At 74.6% G+C, this 1,338-nt stretch carries 1 protein-coding gene and 1 pseudogene; both read right to left on the reverse strand.

Annotation, left to right across the window (positions count from 1 at the left end; all coding sequences use genetic code 11):
- Nucleotides 1-221: pseudogene (locus ACYVE9_RS27130) on the reverse strand (sigma-70 family RNA polymerase sigma factor); the annotation flags it as partial.
- Nucleotides 222-272: 51 nt separating this feature from the next.
- On the reverse strand, nt 273-1,338 hold a 1,066-nt coding region (locus ACYVE9_RS27135; RefSeq protein ID WP_461030536.1), incomplete at its 5' end, for a glycerophosphodiester phosphodiesterase.

A 1,338-nucleotide genomic window follows, 5' to 3' on the forward strand; every position in this document is an offset into this window, starting at 1 on the left:
GCCACCTCCCGGCGGGCCCGCAGGCCGAGCGCCAGCGCCTCGACACGGACGGCCTCCCGCAGCCAGCCCGCCGGTTCGGGCGGCGGACCGGCTTCCCTGGCCCGTTCCAGCCACCGCAGCCAGACGGCCTGTTCGAGGTCGGCCGGATCGGCGTCGGCCTTCGCCGCCTCGCTCGTGCACTCAGCCGCCAGCAGCGGCCTGAGCTGTTCGGGTACGTTCATGCCCGGCGGGACGCTCGCGTCCCGCCGGGCGGTTTCGGTAACGCCGGTGGATCACCCGCGCGAGCGACGGAACTCCTCGGCGGCCAGCAGCGCGGTGTCCGGGTTGTCGGAGAAGACCGCGTCGATACCCGTCCGGTAGTAGGCGCGGTAGGCGGCGAAGGCGTCACCGTAGGCGTTCGGGTCGTCGCCGCGGCGGAAGTCCGCGGGCAGGAACGCGTTCTCGTTGCGCATCGTGTAGGGGTGCACGACCAGGTCCCGGGCGTGCGCGTCCCGGACGAGCGAGGTGGGCCGCCCGAGCCGGCCGTCCGCTCCCCTGGGGATGACGAGGTCCAGGGTGGGGCCGATGCCGCGGGCGAAGCCGGCGATCCAGCGCAGTCCCGCCGGGGTGATCAGGTCCGCGACGGTACGCGGGTCGCCGGCCTCCACGAAGTCCCAGGGGCGGGAGGCCGCGCCGCCGAGCAGCACCACTCCCGGCGTGTCGACGAGCCGGTGCAGCCGCTGCACGCTGCTGGGCTCGAAGGACTGGAGGAACACCGGGCTGTGGCGGCGGTTCAGGCCGGCACGGCGCAGCAGGCGGGCGAGCGGTTCCTCCAGGCCGAGGCCCAGGCCGCGGAAGTAGCTGGGGTGCTTGGTCTCGACGTGCAGCCGGACGGTGCGTCCGCGCCGCCGGCCCTCCTTGCGGGCCCAGTCCAGCACCTCCTGGAAGGACGGCACGGTCCAGCGCCCGTCGTAGAGGGTGTTGCGCTGCCGCTGGCCGGGGATGCGCTCGACGGCGCGCAGCGTCTTCAGCTCCGCCAGCGTGAAGTCCTCGGTGAACCAGCCGGTGTGCGCGCGGCCGTCCACGGTCTTCGTGGTGCGGCGGCCGGCGAACTCGCGGCGGTCGGCGACGTCGGTGGTACCGGTGATGTCGTTCTCGTGACGGCACACCAGGTGCCCGTCGCGGGTGGGCACCAGGTCCTGCTCGATGATGTCGGCGCCCATGTCGAGTGCCAGTTCGTACGCGCCGAAGGTGTGCTCGGGCCGGTAGCCGCTGGCTCCCCGGTGGGCGACGACGGCGGGCACCGGCAGCCGGTTCCCGCCCCTGCCGCCGGCCACCGCGCCCGGCTCCGCCTGGGCG

It is taken from the genome of Streptomyces sparsus (assembly GCF_054776295.1).